Below are 16,599 nucleotides of genomic sequence, written 5' to 3'. Positions count from 1 at the left end.
TCTCCGGTTATGCGGTGGGTCGGGCGCGCACGACGTCCCAGATGACGCGGGCGAGTTCCTCCGGGCGGGCCATGGGCACGTTGTGGTGTGTGCGCATCTCCACGAGTGTGCGTTCCGGGCGTGCGGCGACGAGGGCCCGTACCTCGTCGCGGCGCGCGGCGTAGAAGCCCCGGTCGGGAAGGACGACCGTGAGCGGGCAGGTGAGGCGCTCGTAGACGTCCACGCTGGGGTAGACGGCCGCGTCCGGCGCGGGGGCGCTGATCACCGCGATCTGCTCGGCGGTCGGACGCCGCAGCCACGTGTGCTGTTCCCTGCTGAAGGAGCGCTCCAGCACGCCGCGCACCAGGCCGGGGCGGCAGTCCCGGTTGAGTTCGTCCCCGGGGGCCTCCCGCACACCGCGCTCGATGTACTCGCGCGCCTGTTCCGGGGTGGCGGACCACCCGTAGCCGAACCGGGCGCGCACCCGCTCCATCGCCTCGGGCGTGGTCCAGCGTTCCTGGTTGGCCACGGCCTGCTCCCGGGTGTCCAGGACGAGCCCGTCGACGACGCACACCGCGGCGGGGCGGACCAGTCCGCTGGCGGTCACGGCGGTGACGGCGTAACCGCCCAGCGAGTGCCCGACCAGCACTGGGTCCTCCCAGCCGAGGGCCCGGACCGCACCGGCGAGGTCGCGCCAGTACTGCTCCGCGTCGTGGGAGTCGGCCCTGGTCCGGCCGTGTCTGCGCAGGTCGACGGCGACGACCCGGCAGTGGTCGGTCAGACGGGCCGCCACGTCCGTCCAGGCGGCCGCGTTGTGCCCGCTGCCGTGAACGAGGAGGACCGGGGCGCCCGCGCCGCCGAAGTCCAGCGCGGCCAGGGCCCCGTGGCCGAGGTCGAGTGTGGTCTCCCGGGTATGCACCGGATCATCCTGGGCCCGGTGCGTCCTCGCCGCAACCGTATTTCCCGTGTCGCGGCGCGGACGCCCCGGGGGCTGCCTCCGGAGTCGGTGGACTCGGGGACTGTCATGGGCGACGACGTCGAGCGGTTCGTACGAGTCGGCTCCGAGAGCCCGTTCCTCCTCTCGCGCGCCTGAGCGGCTGCCGGGGACGAAGGCGGCCACACGCTCTCGTGGGGGACGTCCCCACAGGCGCCGTTCAGGCCAGGCCCAGCTGCTCAACCACACGGGCCACCCGCTCCCGCTCGGCGGCGGGCAGTCCCAGGACCGGGCGGGGCAGGCAGCGCGGGGCCACCAGCCCCAGGTGTTCGGCGATCGCGGCGACCACGCGCAGGCTGCCGTGGGAGGCGAACAACTCCCACAGCGGACGCAGCCGTTCCGACTCCGCCGCCGCCCCCTCGGCGTCACCGCCCAGGGCGGCGCGGACCAGGGGCAGGGCGGCGGCGGGCAGAGTTCCGCCCACCACGGAGAACCAGGCCCGACAGCCCGCGTTGAGCCCCGTCGCGGCGACGCCGTCACCGGAGACCCCGATGCCCACGTGGTCGGGCACGGCCGCGCGGACCGCCGCCACACGTTCACGGGCGGCCACCGGGTCCGCGGGCACCGGCGGGATCTTGATCGCGGCCACGGCGGGCAGCGCGGCGACGCGCGCGTACAGTTCGGTCGAGAAGGTGAAGCGCGTCGTGCCGGGGTTGTCGTAGACCACCAGGGGCACCGACAGCTCGGCGGTGACGTCCTCGTAGAGCGCGAACACGTCCTCGTCGGTGAGCGGCTGGTAGCTCACCGGAGCCAACAGCACGGCGGACGCACCGGCCTGCTGGGCGTCCTGGGCCAGGGCCTGCACCTGGGAGGTGCGCAGTGCGCCGATACCGACGACCACCGGTGTGCCGTCCGCGTGCTGTACCGCCGTCCGGGCCGCGCGGCGGCGCTCCTCACGGTCCAGGTAGGCGTAGGAGCCGGTCGATCCCAGCGCGCCGATGGAGTCGACGCCCGCCTCCGCCAGGCGGGTGACCAGCCCCGCGTAGGCCCGCTCGTCGAAGCGGTCGTCGTCCAACGGGGTCAGCGGAAAGGCGCTCAGGCCGGTGAACATGGTTTCTCCTCATGTGTGCGGGGCGGGTGTGGCGGCCGGGCACCCCGACCCCGTCCCCTGCTGTTCGCGGGGGGCGCGGTGTCGGAGAACACCTTCCGCCCGGTCGTGCTATCGGGACCGCTGGTGCGCCTTCCACTCCCGGTGGAGTTCACGCCGACGCTCGTACTCCCTCTTCGCGCGGTGCTGCGGATCGGTCTCGGGGGTCAGGGATGCCGGGCCCATGACGTGCAGGAGCGCGTAGTTGATACGGAACCCCGTCCTGTACAGCAACGAGAACGAGTCCTTCCCACGCGGCTTGTCCATGGCCGTCCACCTCACTGTTTCCAGGATCGCGGACGCGCGCCGCGAGAGTGCGAGAGAGCGGGGAGCCCATCGCCGCGGAAGCGGCGGCCCTCCCCGCTCAGCAGCGTATCCGCCCGGTTTCCGCCGCCCCGTCCGACCCATCCTGTACGAGTACGGCCTCCGAACGGCTTCGCGGCTTCCGCCACCGCGGCAACCGGACCGCCGTCCGGGCCGCGCGGCGTCGGTCGTCCCGCTCTCCCCGCCTGCGGGGCGGGCTCCTCACCCGGGTCGGCGGACATCGGCCCAGGTCAACCTCTGTTGACCGGTGGTGGCGGCCGTCATACCGTGGGAGCGCGCGGTCGGCCGAACCGGCGGCGCCCCCTTCTGTGAAAGGCACCCACATGGCCACCATCCTGGTCACCGGCGCGTCGGACGGACTCGGCCGAGCCCTGGCCGAGGACCTCGCGGGGGCAGGGCACCGGCTCCTGCTCCACGGCCGCGACACCGGACGGCTCGCACAGGTCGCCGCGGACACCGGCGGCGAGGTCTACCGGGCCGACCTCTCCTCCCTCGCCGGGGCCAAGCGGCTCGCCGCCGAGGTCGCCGCCCGCCACGACCGGCTCGACGTGCTCGTCAACAACGCCGCGGTGGGCTTCCGGATCGACGGCGCCGAGCGCACGACCTCGGCTGACGGCCACGAGTTGCGCCTGGCGGTCAACTACCTGGCGCCGGTGCTGCTCACGAGGGAGCTGTTGCCGCTGCTGCGCCGGTCCGCTCCCTCACGGGTGGTCAACATCGCCTCCCGGGGACAGCAGGAGTTGGACCTGGAGGACCCGCAGTTCGAACGCGGCTTCACCGAACCCGCTGCCTACCGCCGGTCCAAACTGGCCCTCATCAGCCACACCCTGGACCTGGCCGAGGAACTGGTCGGCAGCGGGGTCACGGTCAACTCCCTGCACCCGGGGACCTACATGGAGACCTCCCTCACCAGGGCCGCGGGCGTGGAGTTCCACGACCCCCTGGAGAAGGGGGTGGCCGCCACACGCCGTCTGGTGGACGCGCCCGAGCTGGAGCGGGTCAGCGGACGCCACTTCGACGACGGCGTGGAGACACCGCCCTCCGTCCCCGCCGCCCTCGACCCCGGATACCGTCGTCGTCTCGCCGAACTGACGAACGAACTGCTGGAGAAGTCCGGTGTCTGACCGGTGGGGCGGGCCGGCCCCCGACGTCGGTTGAACGGCGGAGGCCGGGGCGGTGGAGTCAGCGTTCCTCGGGCTCGGTCCCGGTCTCCGACACCTCGACGCGGTCTTCCCGTCTCACCACGGCCCCTTCGGGGGCGGTCTCCGAGGTCTCACCAGCGTCCGGGTCGTAGCCGTCGGCCCACTCCCCGGTCCCGAAGTCGAAGCCGACCGGTTCGCCCTCCTCGTTGGTGCGCTGGTACCACTCCGTGTAGCTCTCGTCGGTGGAGTCGATGCCCGCCCCGGCTCCGTCCCCGGGCCGCGATTCCACGACCTTCAGGGAGAAGTCGTCGCCGTAGCGGTCCACCCCCTCGGTCACGGCGTTGTCCATCGCCGTGTCGATGTAGTGCATGCGCAGGGTGAGGGGGTCGGTGCGCAGCTCCCTGAACCACGCGACGACGGCGAGGACCAGCACGAGCGCGAAGGGCACCGCCGTGACGATCACCAGCTGCTGCAGGCCCGTCAGCGCCGTCGCGTCGCCCAGAAGCAGCATCACGATCGCGATCCCCGACATGACCAGGCCCCAGAAGACGACCACCCACGGGCGCGGGTTCTGGTCCCCCTGCGTGGTGAGCATGCCCATCACCACCGAGGCCGAGTCCGCGGCGGTGATGAAGAAGATCGCGAGCACCACGATCACGACGAAGGGCAGCCACTCGACGTACGGCAGGTTGTCGATGAGGGCGAAGAGCACCTCGGGCGCGGGCATGCCCTCGGTGAGACCGGGGGCGCCCTCCCGGTACATCCAGATGGAGGTGCCGCCCATCACCCCGTAGGCGACGAAGAGCAGCGAGGACGGGATGATGATCGTGCCGAGGGCGAACTGGCGGATGGTGCGGCCGCGGGAGATGCGCGCGAGGAAGATGCCCACGAAGGGCGACCAGGAGATCCACCACGCCCAGTAGTAGACGGTCCACAGCGACTGGAACTCCTGCGTCTCGGGACCCCACGAGAGCGATCGGCCCATCATGTCGAACAGGGAGCCGAAGTACTCCATGACCGCCGAGGGGAGCAGGTTCAGCAGGAACAGTGTGGGGCCGAGGAAGAGGAAGACCGCGACGATGCCGATCGTGAGCACGATGTTCACGTTCGACAGGAGCCGGATGCCCCGTGCGACGCCCGAGACCGCCGAGACGACGAAGCCGACGGTCAGGACCGCGATGATGACGACCAGGGTGTTGTTCGTGAGGTCCCCGGCGCCCGACACGATGCTGACGCCGGAGCCGATCTGCATCGCCGCGATACCGAGGGCGGCGGCGGTGCCGAAGAGCGTGGCGATGATCGCGAAGATGTCGACGAGCTTTCCGGCGAAACCCTCGGTGAGCCGTCGTCCGAACAGGGCGCGGAAGATCGAGGACATGAGCAGGGGACGGCCGCGGCGGTACGCGGCGTAGGCGACGGCCCCGCCGACCAGCGCGTAGATGCCCCACGCGTGGAAGCCCCAGTGGTAGTACATCTGGGCGAGCGCCGTGTGCATGGCCTCGACCGACTCCGGCTCGTTCGTCAGCGGAGGCGGTGAGATGAAGTAGCCGAGCGGCTCCGAGGGTCCCCAGAACAGGACCGCCACACCCAGTCCGGCGGCGAACAGCATGGCCGTCCAGGAGAACGTGCTGAACTCGGGCCGCTCGCCGTCCTTGCCCAGCGGGATCCTCCCGTAGGGCGAGAACGCTATGCCCACGGTGGAGACGAGCACGACGATGGCCACGACGTTGAACATCCAGCCGAGGTTGTCGGTCGACCAGTAGAACGCCGTCTCGGCGACCGCGGCGACGCTTCCCGGCGACCAGATGCCCCAGACGACGAAGGCGACCGTCAGCGAACCGGCGATCGCGAAGACGAGCCAGTCGATCCGGTAGCTGCGGCGCTGGTCGTCGATCGAGATGCCCGGAACGAGGACCGGGTGTGTGTCGTGGGGATACGTTGGGTGCTGGTAGTCCAGGCTTCCGAGCGCGGTGTGGCCCGTCCGGCTCCGCGATCCCGAGGACTGGCCTTTGCCTTTATCGTTTTTGTGTTCCTCCCTGCGGCGGCTCGTCTGCTCTTTGTCTTTATGTGGTTTTTCGGGCATGGCGAACACAGCCTCACGAATAGTGGAGCAGGGGTGCGAACCGCGCCTGGGGCACGAACGCACGCCGGAAAGTTTGGTGAAAAGGGTGGGAGAACCGGCGGCCGTGCCGCCCGGTACCGGCGGAACTAGCAGCCGCCACCGTCGGGTGCGCCACCGCACAACAGTGTCGGCCGGGTCGGCGGGGTGGCCGGGCCGCCGGACGCGGTTCGGGCCGTAGGTCCTCTTGTGCGCCCGCGCCCGGGTCGGCCCTGCACCGACGATGCGAATTTCGACATAAGCGATGACGATAACTGTGCCGTGGATGGTTGTCAACAAGAAGTACGGCGTTTTGGTGCGACAGTCGGGTTGTGCGACCGCGGTTGAAATTTATTGCCCCTTGATTTCTTCTGGGTTTCCCTCCCTCTGGTTCGGAAGCGGCCACACCCCCTCATCCGAATTCGGCTCCCGGGCGCAGCCCAGGAGCTGGAGCGCCGTCAGCCGCTCCCACCGGGCCATTGCCCGGCGCGCCCTCGCTTCGACATGACGACGATCGTTGTTCCACATGAGTGCGATCGGCCTTCGGAGCGAGGGTCCTCGCCTTTTCCGGGGCTGGCAGGAGGGCTGCGGAGACCGCGGTGTGCGCCGGGATCGGTTCCCGGCACTCCTCACCTGTCTCGGGGGCGAAGACCCTGAAAAGGCTGCTTCCCTCAACCGCCTGAGCGCAGAAAAGGCGGGTTCAGAAGATCGGCGGTTCCTTTTCGGTAGAGAGCTGCCGGTCGGCCGGTGGCCTGGAGTCTTTGATCTCCTGTCGGTTCCACGAACCCTTTGGCCTTGGTGGCTCTGCGCCGAAAATTGCTGGGGTCCAGGGAGCGCCCCCACACGACCTCGTAGACGTTGCGCAGTTCGGGAAGAGTGAAGGGTTCGGGACAGAAGGCCGTCGCCACGGTGGTGTACTCCAGTGTCCTGCGGGTGCGCTCCACCGCGTCCTCGACGATGCGCGCGTGGTCGAAGGCCAGCGATCCGGGCTCGTCGAGAAGGTCGGAGACCGGGGCCCAGTAGGCGTGCGCGGCGTCGGTGCCGCCCACGGGTGCGGGCAGGTTCGGGCCCAGGGCGAGGTAGGCGATGGTGACGACGCGGCCCCGAGGGTCCCTGCCGGGATCTCCATAGGCGCCGAGCTGTTCCAGGTGCAGCGGCGCGCCGTCGATGGCGGTTTCCTCCAGCAGCTCCCGGTGTGCGCCCTCGTCGAGGGTCTCGTCGGAGCGCACCCGTCCACCGGGCAGCGCCGCGCGTCCGAGGAAGGGCTCCGCCCCGCGCTCCACGAGCAGCACCATGAGCCTGTCGTCCCTGATCGTGAAGATGGCAAGGTCAACGGTCACCAGTGACAGCTCGACGCCCACGGACCTCTTCAGGCGTTCGTCTGCTGCGGCATCTTTAAAGGTCATCTTGACTTTAACCCCGTCTCCTGCTTATGGTCACTGTGACCATTATCCCTCCAGGGTAGGTAGGCGTATGACCACGCTCCATGCGGCTCCGCCGGGCCAGGAAGCCCCTGCGCGAGCATCCAGCGACGCCACACGCCACCTGTGTGCCGGTGTCTACGTCAATGAGAAGTTCCGGGACCTCGTCATCGGGAAGGTCTCCACCGCGTCCCTTCGTCGGGTCGCCCCCTCCTACGGCTTCGACCTCGTCCCCGTCGTGCGGCACGCCTGGAGAGCGGCGCTCCTGGCCGCGGTCCCCCGAGCGGTGATCCTCGCCGCGGCGCTGGCGCCACTGGCCTGGGAGCTGACCGCGACATCGACGATCGTCGTGTGTGGTCTCCTTCTCCTGCTGCTCCTGCGGAAGGCGCTGCGCCTGTCGGCCCAGGTGGCCAGTGAGGAGAAGTTCTTCTCGCACAGAAGGCGCAAACGAGGCGCGCGACGCCGTCGACTCTCTTTGGAAGGGTGGCGCTGGAAGAAGGAAACCCCTCAGCTCAAGCGCACCGCGGTGTGCGCCCTCGTTCTCGCCGTAATCGGACTTGTCGGTTTCGGTGTGTCCCCGGACCAGGGAGAACTGGCGCTGCGCCTGATGGGGCTGATCGTGGCCACCACGTTCGTGACCGGCGTGGTCCGCCAGTTGCACGTCAACCATGTCCAGAAGGCGTCCCGGCTCCGGCCGAACAGGCTTTCCCGCCGTGAACGGGCCATCGATGAGCAACAGCAGCACGACTGCGCCGTTTACCGGCGTCCCCGCCACAGCGGCGAGGAGACCGACGAACAGGACCCACTCTCCCTGTTCGGTGAGGAGTCGCCGTTCGTCGGGGCGGGCGAAGCCGTCTACCAGTGGGATCCGCCCATGAACGTGCAACTGCTGCGGCCCAGCGAGGACGAGAACGAGCCCCTGCGCAGACGTGAGCACGCGACTCCACCGTTTCGCGCACACGAGCTGGTGGAGCGCCTCCGCCGTGAAGTCAACGAACTCCGCACGGACGAACCGAATGTCCGCCTCCCGGTCGAGGTCCGGGACCGCGTCTACGCGGCGGAAAGCGACGTCTCAAAGGACCGTTCCCTGCTCGATCCGGCGGGGATCGACGCCGAACGCATGCGCGGTCTCATCGACGGCGAGGACACCAGCGGGCTGCACTTCATCGAGGTGAGCGTGCCCAGCCACGGTTGCGAGCTCGTCACCACCGTGTTCCTGCACGTCAGACTCCAGGGCCGCACACTGACCCTGTTCTGCGTGGCCTGTGCGCTGACCCGCAACCCACGTGAGTTCCAGCGCTCGGAGGAGTATGGCCAGAGCGGCAAAAGAGCCGCTGTGGCAGCGGGAGGCCAGGCGCTCCTACGCCTTCCTCATGAGGTCTCCTCCTGTTGGCGCATACTCCGCTACGCCTACTACCTGGCCAAGACGTTGGTCCTCGGACCGGACGGGACGCGGCGCCCGCTGCGCAACATCGAGATCGGCAGCCAGGTCAGCGCTCGCGAAGAGCACGCCCAGGAGTGGCGCCAGGTCCAGTTCGACCAGTCCCAGGTTCTCAGCCACATGAAGACCGTCGAAGAACGGCTGCTCAACGCGATCAGCGATTTCCTGCACGAGAACAACGTCGACAACTCCGAGTTCGACAAACGCGCCAAGAAGCTGGTGCAGAACAGCTTCAACATCGGCAGCAACACCACCATCCTGGGCAGCGCGGTGGGCCCCGGAGCGCACTCGGCCAACACCGCCGGATACACCGGCAACGCCCCCAACCCCTCGAACGACGGAGGACAGCAGTGAAGTACGGAGACTTCCATCTGGGCGACAACGCACAGATCAGCCACAGCGCCGTCGGGCCCGGCGCCCGCTCAAGCAACACCATCCCTCCCGCTCCGGTGTACTCGCCGGCCGCTGACGCCGCGGCAGCGAAGGTTCGATCGAGCTGTGACGTCGGGATCGTCACGATTCTCGCCAAGGAGATGCAGGCGGTCATCGATCAGTTCGACCTGAACACCGACAAGAAGCTCGACGGGCTGTTCTTCGCCACGGGGGAAGCCACCACCGAGAGCGGTACCGTCACGGTGGTCGCCACCCAGACCCACAGTCCTGGTCAGCGGTCCGTCATGTCCGCGCTGGAGCACCTGCGCCGCCACTTCTCTCCTCGCCTGTGGATCCTCGTCGGCATCGGGGGAGGGCTGCACCCCGAGCACGCCCGGATCGGCAACGTCATCGTCTCCACCCGAGTCGTCTACTACGAATCCCGCAAGATCCAGGCCGGCGGTCGGGTGCAGCCACGGGGTGAGGAGCGTCAGGCCCCCGCCCGGATCGGGCACGCGGTGAACCGCTACTTCACCGACCATGGCGAGCCCGCGATGATCCGCGGTCAGGCCAAGGGCCACCGGAAGCGGACCTTCGAGGTGCTTCCGGGGCTGATCGGTTCCGGAGAGGCCGTCATCGCCGACCGGGACTCGGATATCCGCAGGTTCCTGACCGGCTACAACGACAAGGTCCTGGCCGTGGACATGGAGTCCGGCGGGTTGAGCCAGTACTGGCAGGAGAACTCCGTGGGCGGAGCCCTCAACCCGGACTGGGTCGTGGTCAGGGGCATCTCCGACAACGCCGACCAGGCGAAGAACGACGATGGCCACGATCTGGCCGCCCGCAACGCCGCTCACGTCGTCCGGGACCTCCTGCCCTATCTGTGCTGAACCGCGGAGAGGACGACGTTCTTCCACCCCGTGACGATGGGACTCCCCATGACCGCATTCCTTCTCGGCGTGTTGAGCTCCCTGCTGGCGACCGTTCTCGTCGTCGTCGCGGGGTGGTTCCGTTCCGGTCGGCCCCGTTGGTGGCTGGTCGGACTGCTGTCCCGGCTCACCGGGACCGGGATCACGCGTCTGTACCGACAACAGCGTTTCGCTGAAGCGGACCTCGCCCGCGACATCACACGGGCCAAATGGGTGAAGGTGCTGGCGGGTAGGGGAAACGTACTCACCCGGGATGCCTTCGCCCCGTTGTGGTCGGGGAACTCGTGCACGGTCCAGGTCCTGTTGCCCGACCCCGGGAGCGACCAGCAGTCCTGGCTGTCCAGGAGGGGAGAGGACCTGGGTCGGGCCGACCTCGGCATCAGCCCACCGATGCTCGCGGCGCAGGTGCGGGCCAACACCGCCTACTTGGAGCGGATCCGGCTCCACAATCCCGCCGTGGACCTGCGGCTGTTCGACTTGCCGAACATTTTCCGGGTGATCGCGACGGACCGGGGCGCGTACCTCACCTTCTACAGCCGACACGGGCACGGCCGACACTCCCTCTGCCTGCACCTGAGCCCCTCAGGCGCGCTGTACGACGCGGCCCTCGGACTGTTCGAATTCTCCTGGGCGAACAGCTCGCCCACGCAGGGCCCGGAAAGCGACGGGTGAGAGACGTGCCGGGGGATCGCGCCCCGACTGCCTCGCGCGGAGGCTGATGGAAACAGCGGTGGGAGCCGCGCCAGGCGTTCCGGGTCCACAGATGTCGCTGGATCCGTTCCTCCTCCAGCATCCCGGTTCGGCGGGCCAGCGCACCATCACCCTGGATGCGGACACCATCAAGGTGCTGCGGGCCTGGAAACGGTTCCAGAACGAGGCCCTGTTCAAGGCCGGAGCGGTATGGACGGACAGCGGTCTGGCCTTCACCAAGGAGAACGGTTCGGGGTGGCATCCGGGGCAGGTCAGTGACTGGTTCCTGCGCATCGCCAGGGCAGCTGGGTTGCCGCCGATCACGTTGCACGGGCTCCGCCACGGAGCCGCCTCGCTGGCGCTCGCCGCGGGAACGGACGTGAAGATCGTGTCCAGCGAGCTGGGGTACGCGACCACGCACTTCACCCAGGACATCTACCAGTCGGTGTTCCCGGACGTGGCCAAAGCGGCGGCTGAGGCTACCGCCGCGCTGCTGCGCGGCCCGGCTCCGGTGGGGCCGGGTAGCCGAACCGCCGAGCACACCCCGAACCACACGACACCATCAACCCCAGGCCAGTGCACGGGTTCACCCCGGCTGGCCTGGGGTTTCCTCATGCCCGGGCCCGGCAACCTATCGGATCAAAGGTCCCCTGGGCGGGTCACCCTTCAGGTAGCTCGCCCTGCCAGCGTTGCGGGATCTGCTTGCTGGCGTGAGTGTCTGCCGATTCTGTTGGCTTCTGCGGAGCCAAGTTCATGGCTCCTGATCGGTTTCGCCCGCCTCGCCGACCTGACCGGGATCACCGATTCCGAGGCCGCGGTGCCTGCGAGCGTGGGGCGATGAGCCTGGGGAGGTCGCCGCTCACGATTGCGGGTACCACCAGTTCGATGGGCGGACGTGGAGGAGCCCCGCTGAGGGCTCCTCAGAGTCCCCTATCTACGCTTTCCCTTAGTGAACGCATCGAGGAAGGGGATCTGGGTGAGTGCCTCGCGGTGCCTGAGAACGGAGATGATGTTGTCCGCCTTAGCACCGACCATGTCCAAGAGGTGCTCGACTTCGAAGAGGTGAGAATTCGGGTCGTCGGGTACCGTCTCCCCCTCCCTGTGCTTGGCAGCCACGATCCTCTTCGCGATGCTGGAAGCATCGCTGAGTATCGCGGCGGACTCCGCGACACGTTCCTCGGCCATGAGGACGGCGCTGATGTTGAGACAAGTCGTGAACTCACGCTGCTGATTCCCGAGTGACTGGTAGATCCCCCGTGCTGCGGAGAAGGCATCGACGGCTTCGGCCAGGCTTCCCATACGGTATAGAACGGTGCCGAGTCTGAGGAGGGAGTCGGCCTCCCCATCCGGATCGCCGTGCGTGTGGCAGATATCGCGGGCGTTGCCGTGTGCCTTCCTGGCTTCTGCGAGATCGGAGATCTCCGCGAGGGCACCGCCGATGTGGTTCCAGGCCGCCGCCTCCCCTCGCGGGTCCTTCAGTGAGCGATAGACCTCCAGTGCGCGCCGGTAGACGGTCAGCGCGATGGCTTCGCCGTCGCGCTGTTGGAGCGCGATACCCAGGTTCAGTTCGGCTGCCGCCTCTCCACGTCGGTCGCCCAGATGCCGGTAGGCGTCTCGTGCCTGTTCGAGTGAGGTTGCCGCTTCCTCGAAACGACCGGACTGAACGAGCGTGAGCCCAAGGTTGTTCAACGCGTCGGCTTCACCGTGATGGTCCGCCATCCCCTGACACAGGTCCCTCGCATGGGAGGACACTGTGATCGCCTCGTCAGGGCGGTTTGCCTGGCGGAGTGCGTTACCGAGATTGTTGCAGGCGGCTGCTTCCCCGCGGTGGTCACCCAGACGCCGATAGGTTTCCCGTGCTCGCGAGTGCGCCGCAATTGCCTCGTCGAAGCGCCGTAGCCGCTGCAGGGTGTTGCCGAGGTTGTTGGACGCGGTCGCCTCGCCGCGGTGGTCGTTCAGTTGCCGGTAGGTCTCCTGGGCCCGTGAATGCGCGGCTGTCGCTTCGTCCAGGCGTTGCAGCTCCTGGAAAGTGTTGCCGAGGTTGTTCCACGCAACAGCCTCACCAAGGCGGTCGCCCTGCTCACGGTAGGCGTGACGAGCCCGTGTGAGCGGTTCGATCGCTTCTTCGAAACGGTGAGACTGGCGCAGGGCGATTCCAAGATTGTTGAGGGCGTGGGCCTCGTTGGCTTCACCCGTACCGTCGCGCGCTGTTTCACACGCGATCGAGCTGACGGTGACAGCATCGTCGACGAGTCGGCGTACCTGCAGATACTCGGCCAGGTGAAGCGACAGGTGGGTCGCCGTGTCGGAGTGGGAGTCGCGGGTATGGGCCACCACCGAGACGAGGTTGGCCCGTTCGGCATCGAGCCAGGCGAGCGCGGCCTCCCGTCCACTGAACTCGTTGGATTCGACATTCCCTGGCAGAACGCTCAGATGACGGTCGGCCTCTTCGGTCAGGCGTTGGTAGAAACCGAATAGCCGCCGCTCGGCGGCGGCGTCCGCCTCAGCCATGTTCGGGCTGGCGTGCGCGTGCTCCTGACGCCGCTCGGTTGCGTAGTCGCGTACGAGGTCGTGGAAGGACCATCGGCCCTTCTGATCAGAGGCTCCCCTGCCGATGAGGTGTGCGGACGCGAGCCTGCGCAGGCTCTCTCTCGTCTCGTGTTCCTCACAGCCTGTGAGGACGGCCGCAGCCGTGGTGGACAGGTCCGGGCCGGGGCTGAGCGAGAGCCGCTGGAAGACCTCCCGTTCGCGGGGGTCCAGCCGATGGAAGGAGACGTCGAACGCGGGTCGTATGGCTCGCTGTCCGTCGTCCAGCTCACCGAGCCGACTCCGCACGGCGGTCAGCGCAGCCAGGAGCGCCTCTGCTAGTTCGGTGACCTCCTTGTCCGGATCCCTGCGGAGGAGCGCGGCGGCGATTTGCAGCGCCAGCGGGAGCGCGCCGCACAGTTCGACCACATCGCGTGCAGCAGCGATCGCATTGGTGATTCGGTCATCAGATGGGTCGTGGATGCGCAGTGCGGAGTCGAGCAGCCTGGCTCCATTGGCCAGGGACAGCACACGAAGATCGATGTTCCGTGCTGGGAGCGTGTGAAGGGTCTCCCTGGATGTCACCAGCATCCGGTGCGGTGAGCCCCCAGGCAATAGCGGGGTGATCTCCTGGGACGCGGAAACGTTGTCCGCCACGATCAGGACTGGTGCTCCGGTCTCCTTCATGATCGCGTTCAGACGCGACCGGTAGAGGGCCGCGCGTTCGGCCAGGGTCGGTGGAATATCGGTGTCACGGACTCCAAGGGCCCGGAGCATCGCGTCCAGTGCCTGGGCCGTCTGGACGGGGCGTTCGTTGTATCCGCACAGATCGATGAATATCGCCGAGCTGAACAGGCCACGGGCATAGGCGTCGTGAGCCGCGATTAGGGCGAGCGCAGTCTTTCCTATTCCCCCCATTCCGGAGACGCTGCACGTGGTGAGATCACCAAAGGGTGAAGTCCTCCCAGGGGCTAGGAAGGTCTGTAGTGTGGCTAGTTCCGCCTCGCGGCCGGTGAAACCTGCAGGTGCGGGCGGCAGTGACGAGCGGGCCGTCACCACATCAGAGGTGTGGTCATGACGGTGGATCTGCTGGTGGATGGTGCCGAAGTTCTCCCGGAATTGGAACACCTGTCCGTCGTTGAGGTCTCGGAGCGTGTTGTGCGTCCCGCCCCTCTCTTGCCACTTTGCTTTTCCCTGCGAAGCCGTTGGAGGGGTGTACGCGATTGGCTGAGGGGCCTGCCCGGTTGTCTTCAGGTCGTCAGGGCCTTCTATTTCCGGATTGCGACCGCTATCAGGAAGAAGATCCTCATGGCAGTGGAGCGTCGCTTCCTGCGGTTCCAGTTCGGCGGCATCTAGGTTCCGGGACCATTTCCTCAGTTCTGCTCCGAGTGAGGCCTGATTCTCACCTGGCAGGCTCTCCATAAGGAGGATGATCCGAATCTTCCAGTCCAGCTGGATGTCGAACCGTAGCTGTTCCGGAAGTTCGCTGATCGCGACCTGATTGGCGAGATCATCGAGTTCCTGCTGGACCTGACGTTCACTGGCGAGACCGTGCCGTGCGAGAACGTTGGCGAGATTAACGCTCAGGTCCTTCCACACCGGTGAACCAGCTGATTCTGCCAGAGCTTTCGCCGCTGCCTCCACGGCCTCTTCCAGGTCTAGTCCGAGCACTTGTCTCTCCACCGCGATCCCACAGTTGCTGGAGGTAACATTCCACCACCACGAGGCCCCGTCCCCTAAGGTGACTGCGAATCAGATCAGCGTCACCCTGCCCCGGGCACGGGATGGGGCTGGTTGGCCTGCTTGCCGATGACGGCGCCGTCGAAAGTACAGCCGCGGAAGTCGATGTGGCCCCCGCCACAGGAGGGCTTCTCCACTCATATGTCCCGAACCTGGATGGCGGTGCTCCTAGAGACGTCCCCGTTGACAGAGTTCACGACGCTGCTGCTTCCACCCTTCGGAACCGGAGGCGGTGGAGAAGAGGACTTGGAAGTGACCGCCCAGGCGACGATGGTAATGAGCAGGGCCAGGGCGGTGGTGATACCCGCAGCCCAGGACGCGGCCTCCCACCCCTCGCGTGAGGTCGGTCCGCCACCGAACCACAATCTCGCTGCCAGCGCCGCCACGATAGCGACGGCCGCCGCTACTGCACCGACCCATCTCGCCTTGGTCATATCACCGATTGTGGCTCTTAATGCTCTGCGGGGTAAGGGTTTTGGCGGAAACGGCCGTATGCGGCCTGCGGGGTTATGCGGCGTAACGGCACTGGACCGCATGGGTTCGGGCGGCTGCGGGGCACTTCAGCCGGGCCCCCAGGGTCACGGGACGGCAAAGTGCTCCGCGAGGTGGGTGCCCACCTGTACTGGACCCTGCACTGCGGAGCACACATGGAGGATGTCAGGCCCCGATCCGGGCCTCGCGCCTCGTCTGTTCGGCTCGCGCACCCCTTCTGAACTGGGATTTTGTGGCGCACTCGGCAGGATTCGAACCTGCGACCATCGGGTTAGAAGTCCGGTGGTCTGTCAGACGAGCTAGAGGCACGCGACATCTTCGTCCGGGTCGTGTATCCGTGCAGCACTGTCGCCATCCGCAGTGGTGCATGGACGAGGCCGTTTCGGTTCCTCGGCGTGCGGACGGAGCCAACACGGCCCCGGGTGTGGTCGCCTGACCGGGCGACGGGCGGGATGTGTGCCGGGACCACGGGGACGCGGCAGACGGTGCGGCGGCGCCCCCGGACGGTCCCGCGGCCCCGGCCGGCCCCTCAGAAGCGGCTGCCAGGCCTGGCCACGCTCACCGGGCCGGAGAACCCGCGGGCCGCGTGCAGGGCGCCCTCCTCCCACATGCCGGGGTCGGCGAAGTGGGTGAGGACCAGGCGGTCGACCCCCGCCTCGGCGGCCAGCTCACCGGCCATCGCGGCGGTGAGGTGGCCGTGGCCGGTCAGGGCCTGGTCGTCGGCCTCCAGGTAGGTCGACTCGCACACGAACAGGTCGGCCCCCTCGGCCGCGCGCACGACGGCCTCGCAGTACCCCGTGTCGGAGGAGAAGGAGACGACTCTGCCGCCGTCGGGGTCCTCGAACCGCAGCGCCGCCGAGGGGACGCTGTGGTGGGCGCGGAAGGAGCGGAAGGAGACTCCCGCCGCCTCGTAGCGGGTGGTCCCGTCCATGGCCATCTCCCTGGGCTCGAAGGACTGGGCGATGGGGCTGTTCATCGTGGGCAGCGTCGGGATGCCGAAGACCGCGTCGAAGGCGGCCAGGCGCTCGGCCTCCCCCTCGGGGTAGTACAGGGGGATGCGCGGCAGCACCTCGGGGAAGGTCCACCGGTAGGCCCAGGCCATGAGGTCCAGGCTGTGGTCGGCGTGCAGGTGCGTCACCACGATCCCGCGCAGCCGGTCGAGCCCGTAGCGTGCGCAGTAGGCCAGCAGGGACCCCGGCCCGGCGTCGACCAGCAGGACGCCGTCGTCGGTGTGCAGAAGGTAGCAGGAGGCGGGGCCCTCCGGGGTGGGCGCGGTGGCGTTGGAGCCGAGGATTTCGAGTTCGAGCACGGGTTCCTCCGTCGTGGGGTGGTCTGGCGGCACGGGGCCGGAGCCGGGGTGCTGC

General features: G+C 68.0%; 12 protein-coding genes and 1 pseudogene. 5 read left to right on the top strand and 8 right to left on the bottom strand.

Annotation, left to right across the window (positions count from 1 at the left end):
- Positions 1–7: 7 nt before the first annotated feature.
- The 3 genes from G011_RS0104485 to G011_RS0104470 all read right to left on the bottom strand — a co-directional run bounded on the left by G011_RS0104485 (position 8) and on the right by G011_RS0104470 (position 2,327).
- The gene (locus G011_RS0104485; RefSeq protein ID WP_019607435.1) at positions 8–898 is read right to left on the bottom strand and encodes an alpha/beta fold hydrolase; all 891 of its coding nucleotides are present in this window, start codon (positions 896–898) and stop codon (positions 8–10) included.
- 235 nt (positions 899–1,133) lie between these two features.
- The gene (locus G011_RS0104475) at positions 1,134–2,024 is read right to left on the bottom strand and encodes a dihydrodipicolinate synthase family protein (protein WP_019607434.1); all 891 of its coding nucleotides are present in this window, start codon (positions 2,022–2,024) and stop codon (positions 1,134–1,136) included.
- Positions 2,025–2,132: 108 nt separating this feature from the next.
- Complete coding sequence (locus tag G011_RS0104470; RefSeq protein ID WP_019607433.1) at positions 2,133–2,327, bottom strand: hypothetical protein; 195 nt, start codon at positions 2,325–2,327, stop codon at positions 2,133–2,135.
- A gap of 380 nt (positions 2,328–2,707) precedes the next feature.
- Here G011_RS0104470 and G011_RS0104465 point away from each other — a divergent pair, with 380 nt between their 5' ends.
- Positions 2,708–3,508, top strand: a complete 801-nt coding sequence (locus G011_RS0104465) for an SDR family NAD(P)-dependent oxidoreductase (RefSeq protein WP_019607432.1) — start codon at positions 2,708–2,710, stop codon at positions 3,506–3,508.
- A 58-nt stretch (positions 3,509–3,566) separates the two neighbouring features.
- On the opposite strand, the gene G011_RS0104460 is transcribed toward G011_RS0104465, so the two are convergent.
- Together G011_RS0104460 and G011_RS0104455 are read right to left on the bottom strand one after the other, a co-directional pair.
- Positions 3,567–5,609 carry a BCCT family transporter gene (locus tag G011_RS0104460; protein WP_036552244.1) on the bottom strand — a complete coding sequence of 681 codons (2,043 nt, stop codon included), beginning with the start codon at positions 5,607–5,609 and terminating at the stop codon, positions 3,567–3,569.
- A gap of 686 nt (positions 5,610–6,295) precedes the next feature.
- Positions 6,296–7,030 carry an NrtR DNA-binding winged helix domain-containing protein gene (locus G011_RS0104455; protein WP_036552201.1) on the bottom strand — a complete coding sequence of 245 codons (735 nt, stop codon included), beginning with the start codon at positions 7,028–7,030 and terminating at the stop codon, positions 6,296–6,298.
- A 67-nt stretch (positions 7,031–7,097) separates the two neighbouring features.
- Between G011_RS0104455 and G011_RS0104450 the strand changes: the two genes are divergently transcribed.
- From G011_RS0104450 to G011_RS29515, 4 genes and pseudogenes are all read left to right on the top strand, one after another.
- Positions 7,098–8,840: a hypothetical protein gene (locus G011_RS0104450; RefSeq protein ID WP_026338012.1), complete on the top strand. Its 1,743-nt coding sequence runs from the start codon at positions 7,098–7,100 to the stop codon at positions 8,838–8,840.
- Positions 8,837–9,748: a hypothetical protein gene (locus G011_RS0104445; protein ID WP_019607428.1), complete on the top strand. Its 912-nt coding sequence runs from the start codon at positions 8,837–8,839 to the stop codon at positions 9,746–9,748. The genes G011_RS0104450 and G011_RS0104445 overlap by 4 nt, the downstream gene beginning before the upstream one ends.
- 48 nt (positions 9,749–9,796) lie before the next feature.
- Positions 9,797–10,459: a hypothetical protein gene (locus G011_RS0104440; protein WP_036552241.1), complete on the top strand. Its 663-nt coding sequence runs from the start codon at positions 9,797–9,799 to the stop codon at positions 10,457–10,459.
- A gap of 127 nt (positions 10,460–10,586) precedes the next feature.
- Positions 10,587–10,994: pseudogene (locus G011_RS29515) on the top strand (tyrosine-type recombinase/integrase); the annotation flags it as partial.
- Positions 10,995–11,407: 413 nt separating this feature from the next.
- Here the strand turns inward: G011_RS29515 and G011_RS29510 are convergent.
- From G011_RS29510 to G011_RS0104425, 3 genes are all read right to left on the bottom strand, one after another.
- Positions 11,408–14,674 (bottom strand): tetratricopeptide repeat protein, encoded by a 3,267-nt coding sequence (locus G011_RS29510; RefSeq protein ID WP_155979710.1) that lies wholly within the window; start codon positions 14,672–14,674, stop codon positions 11,408–11,410.
- 206 nt (positions 14,675–14,880) lie between these two features.
- Positions 14,881–15,177, bottom strand: coding sequence for a hypothetical protein (locus G011_RS31605; protein ID WP_155979709.1), 297 nt, complete (start codon positions 15,175–15,177; stop codon positions 14,881–14,883).
- Between the two features lie 587 nt (positions 15,178–15,764).
- The gene (locus tag G011_RS0104425; RefSeq protein ID WP_019607423.1) at positions 15,765–16,544 is read right to left on the bottom strand and encodes an MBL fold metallo-hydrolase; all 780 of its coding nucleotides are present in this window, start codon (positions 16,542–16,544) and stop codon (positions 15,765–15,767) included.
- Between the last annotated feature and the right edge of the window lie 55 nt (positions 16,545–16,599).

It is taken from the genome of Nocardiopsis sp. CNS-639 (genome assembly GCF_000381685.1).
Classification (GTDB): Bacteria; Actinomycetota; Actinomycetes; order Streptosporangiales; family Streptosporangiaceae; genus Nocardiopsis; species Nocardiopsis dassonvillei.
This window is presented reverse-complemented; position numbering and strand designations above follow the sequence as displayed.

What these genes read in the sequence shown, in the direction of transcription:
- G011_RS0104475 (WP_019607434.1), bottom strand. Translation starts at nt 2,024, where the DNA reads ATGTTCACCGGCCTGAGCGCCTTTCCGCTGACCCCGTTGGACGACGAC.
- G011_RS0104470 (WP_019607433.1), bottom strand. Translation starts at nt 2,327, where the DNA reads ATGGACAAGCCGCGTGGGAAGGACTCGTTCTCGTTGCTGTACAGGACG.
- G011_RS0104465 (WP_019607432.1), top strand. Translation starts at nt 2,708, where the DNA reads ATGGCCACCATCCTGGTCACCGGCGCGTCGGACGGACTCGGCCGAGCC.
- G011_RS0104460 (WP_036552244.1), bottom strand. Translation starts at nt 5,609, where the DNA reads ATGCCCGAAAAACCACATAAAGACAAAGAGCAGACGAGCCGCCGCAGG.
- G011_RS0104455 (WP_036552201.1), bottom strand. Translation starts at nt 7,030, where the DNA reads ATGACCTTTAAAGATGCCGCAGCAGACGAACGCCTGAAGAGGTCCGTG.
- G011_RS0104450 (WP_026338012.1), top strand. Translation starts at nt 7,098, where the DNA reads ATGACCACGCTCCATGCGGCTCCGCCGGGCCAGGAAGCCCCTGCGCGA.
- G011_RS0104440 (WP_036552241.1), top strand. Translation starts at nt 9,797, where the DNA reads ATGACCGCATTCCTTCTCGGCGTGTTGAGCTCCCTGCTGGCGACCGTT.
- G011_RS31605 (WP_155979709.1), bottom strand. Translation starts at nt 15,177, where the DNA reads ATGACCAAGGCGAGATGGGTCGGTGCAGTAGCGGCGGCCGTCGCTATC.